Raw genomic sequence first — 3,442 nt, 5'->3', positions numbered from 1 at the left:
GTGTCTAAGCTGTGGCCTGGAACTCAATGCAGACTGCAATGCAGCTCTGAATATTGCGTTCAAGGCACGGGGCAATGTAACTTGCCCTATGGACGGAGGGGTCGCCTCGGCGACTCTACTGTCAAAGCTCCCCGCTTTAGTGGGGGGATAAGTTACTCGAACTCCTCCTGAACGGAGGCATCGCCGGTGAGGGCACGTGCTAGCCCGGTCTCACGCGCGGAGCCGACAATTAACTCGTCGTCTAAGCTTTCATTGAGGGCAATCCAACCGGTGCGAGACCAGATCTCGATCTTCTCACCCATTCCTACCACCACGACCTCCGTGTCAATTCCAGCCCACTGGCGCAGATTTCCGGGGAGCGCGACCCGGCCCTGGTTGTCGGTATCGGTGTCCACGGCGGGGCCGCAGAGTAGGCGCTTCATCCGCAGTACATGCGGGTCCAGGCTGGGCTGCTTGTTGAGATCCGCTTCTATCTTGTCGAAGTCTGCTTCTTTGTAGACCGAGAGACAGGGGCCGACTCCCTTGGTAATAACAAAGGAATTCCCGAGGGCATTGCGAAACTTAAGGGGCATGATAACACGTCCCTTCTCATCCAAGCCGTGGTAGTGTTCCCCCCGGAACCCCACCGTCTTAAACCGTCCTCCACAAAGTCACCACTAGCCCACCCCTCAGTCACCCTTGAAAACCACTGAGAGGATTGTAGGGCAGGTATGCTTGCTTGTCAACGGTTTTTTTTAGGCAGCTGGAACCGACTCCGGGGAAGATGCGGGGTGACTGGTGGTCAGCTGTCGGCCGTGATCCGCCATACGTCCCAGCTTTCGCTCCCCTTTATCCGCGTACATCCGCTGGTCGGCGACACTCAGCAGGGCAGCCCAGTCTTGTCCATCCTCTGGGAAGTTGCTGAAACCGACACTCACGCCAAGGTGCAGGTGACCTACTTTGGGGTGGATAAGACCCGTATTGTAGTTCTGGATCGCCTCCTGAATCCGTAGGGAGAGAGCTTGCGCTTCCGCTCCTGTGGCCTCTTCTTGAATGATGAGAAACTCATCTCCGCCGTAGCGTGCAACAATATCACCGGGTCGAACAAGAGCGCGCAGAAGAGCACTGAGCTCGCGAAGAACCCGGTCGCCTGTCTGATGGCCATAGAGATCGTTGATGGGCTTGAAGCTGTCTAAGTCGAGACAGAACATCACAAAGCTATCACTCGACCGCTGGGGAGCCGTTCGCTCAGGATTGAGCGAGATCGTACACCGCTGCTCGACGTACTGGGTGACATACCGCAGGTTGTACAGAGAGGTCAGAGTGTCCGTATGGGCATGGCTACGGGTGCGCTCAAAGAGAATGCCGTTGTAGAGGGCAAGCGCGGCTCGCTCCCCGATACGCTCCAGAAGCTGCTGGTCGTGCTCCGAAAACGCGTTGCCGTCCGGGTGGTAGAGGTTGATCGTTCCCAAAACAGAGCCCTGGTGGACAATGGGAACCACTAGCGCCGAAGCGATAGCCGTCCATTGTGCCGTCGGTGAGCCTTGTAGCAGAAGGTCATCGTGCTCGTAGGGGCCACAGTAGGTTTCTTTCTCAAGCACGACTTGCATGGAGCAGCCGTTCTGTCCGATGGAACGCGCCAAGGAAAAGAACTCCCGGTTGAGACCCACGGCGACACGGGCATTGAGGCGATGGTCTTCCGCATCGTAGAGCAGGAAGACACAGGCGACATTGGGAATGATGGACGCCAGCTTGCGTGCCAGGATCTCCAGAGTTTCTTCCAAGCCCAGGCTTGAGGAGAGTGTCTGCGCTACCTCATAAAGTGCCCAGAGCTCCGAGGAGTTGCGCTGGATGTCACGGACAGCACGCTGGGTATTGGTGGTAACCTCGTCACTTTTTGGGATCACCAAAGGCCCCTCGCCCTGTTCGGCCATCTCCTGGACAACAAGGTCAATGATGCGTAGGAAGGCTTCCGCAATCACAGGATCGAAGTGGCTTCCCGCGTCTTTCTTGATCAGCTCGCTGGCACGCTCATGTGTCCATGCCCCGCGGTAGGCTCGGTTTGAGGTTAGGGCATCGTAGACATCCGCGACTGCCAGGATGCGTGCCTGGAGAGGGATCTCTTCTCCCTTCAGGCCCTCGGGGTAGCCCGTACCATTCCACTTCTCGTGGTGGTACTTCACTCCAGGAAGCACCGGCCAGGGGAAGTGGATATCCGCAAGGATGTCGGCACCAATTCGTGGGTGCTCTTTGATCTTGGCAAACTCTTCTTCGGTGAGCTTGCCAGGCTTGAGCAGAACGTACTCCGGAACCCCCAGCTTACCGATGTCATGTAGTAGCGCTCCGGTGTTCACGCCCTCCAGCTCATCGCCGGTAAGCCCAAGCTCCTTGGCCACGGCGACGGCATAGCGCTGGACACGCAAAATGTGCTGGTGGGTGTAGGCGTCCTTGGCATCAATCGCCAGTGCAAGGCTTTTGATCGTAGCAAGGTAGAGCTCCGCGATTTCTTCCTTGCTCTTGAGCATGTTCTCCGCTTGATCGGAGTAGATTTGGTAGGACTTGTAGGTTAAAAATGCGATCGGAATCCCACAGGCAAGCACCGTAAAGAAATAGTCCTTGCTGATAAGCGAGGAAACAAACCCTACAAGCGCTCCTAGGAAGTAGCTGGGGGCGGTCCAGAGGAACTTGTCGTGCCAGATGCGGAGGATATTGTTGCCCAGCACAAATCCGAGAATAATGGCCACAAAGCCCGTGTTCATAAAGTAAAACGTGAAGCATGCCAGGGATGTCGCAATGATGGGGGAAGGCGCGCCAAAGACATCACGGATGACAATCTGAGTATAGAGTACGCTACAGAGAAACGAGGAGACTGCATTGAGACAGACATTGAAGAGGAGCTGGTAGCTGGGCTGCCGTTTGGGATAGAGGCAGCCCGAAAGCGTCGTCACCATGCCCACCAGGATTGCTTCCGTAAGACTGAAACGAAGGATCGCGGCAAAGGTGAGGATGAAACTAAGCGACATAGAGCCGACATCGGCTGTCGTGGCGCTGTGCTGGCGCATGAGGCTGACTTTACGACTGCCGGCCGCAATCCCCAGAATAAGAAAGATGGCAAGATCCACCTTGGGCATAAGCGGATGCTGGAGGCTGTGGAGAAGCCCCACAATTACCGACGCTGCCCCAAGGAGGTAAGTGAGCCAAACAAAGGCTTGCGCTTTAGGTGGAAGTGTGTTCATCGACTATGCAATCCATTAGTATTGTCGGTCACACAGCAACAAAACTAAAGCAAAGAAGCCACGGGTTAGGTGGCTTCTTTACTTTTCCTACTTGCGGTTGGGTTTTCTAGTTTTCGCCGTAGATTACTTTGCTGGTCAGGTCCACGTTGCCAGAGCCCGTTCCCCAGATCACTTGATCCGTCCAGGTAGCCGATCCCCAGATTACCTGACTGCCCCAGATCACTTGC

2 protein-coding genes are annotated in these 3,442 nt (G+C 55.9%); both read right to left on the bottom strand.

The genetic code is table 11. The annotated features are described in order from the left end of the window. Positions 1-152: 152 nt before the first annotated feature. Positions 153-626 (bottom strand): division/cell wall cluster transcriptional repressor MraZ, encoded by a 474-nt coding sequence (gene mraZ, locus ACH2ED_RS20325; protein WP_309688029.1) that lies wholly within the window; start codon positions 624-626, stop codon positions 153-155. 108 nt (positions 627-734) lie between these two features. Then, the gene (locus ACH2ED_RS20320) at positions 735-3,215 is read right to left on the bottom strand and encodes an HD domain-containing phosphohydrolase (RefSeq protein WP_395094556.1); all 2,481 of its coding nucleotides are present in this window, start codon (positions 3,213-3,215) and stop codon (positions 735-737) included. Positions 3,216-3,442 lie beyond the last annotated feature (227 nt).

Source organism: Armatimonas sp., assembly GCF_043757465.1.
Classification (GTDB): Bacteria; Armatimonadota; Armatimonadia; order Armatimonadales; family Armatimonadaceae; genus Armatimonas.
The sequence above is the reverse complement of the archived record's forward strand: the minus strand, read 5'-3'. Positions and strand labels throughout refer to the sequence as shown.